Genomic DNA, 358 nt, shown 5'->3' with positions numbered 1-358 from the left:
GACGATGAGGTAGATGACGCGATATAAGGAATCTGACTTCAAGCTATTTTCTGAGCGCATTGCTGCGCTGCCCGAGGCTCGCAGGCGCGAAATTGAGGACGGCGCTCGGACGATCATGGAGCAGATGCATCTCGCCGAAGTTCGCAAAGCGCTGGACGTTACGCAGAAATCACTCGCCGAGAAGACGGGCATCAAGCAGGCGGAGCTGTCGCGGATCGAGAACAACATCGAGACCGTGCAGATCAAAACACTCGACCGCTATGTCACCGGCCTCGGCGGCACATGCAAGATCGTCGCCGAGTTTCCTGACGGCACGGTGGCTGAAATTCCGTTGCGCGCGGGCAAGCCGGTCAAGTCG

Annotated in this window: 1 protein-coding gene; it reads left to right on the top strand. The window is 58.4% G+C overall.

Going from position 1 to position 358, the window contains the following annotated elements; all coding sequences use genetic code 11:
• Window positions 1–13 precede the first annotated feature (13 nt).
• Window positions 14–358, top strand: a 345-nt coding sequence (locus AC1D0P_RS32510; RefSeq protein WP_477680485.1) for a helix-turn-helix domain-containing protein, incomplete at its 3' end; no start/stop codon positions are given.

The organism is Polaromonas sp. P1_G2 (assembly GCF_056405515.1).
This window is presented reverse-complemented; position numbering and strand designations above follow the sequence as displayed.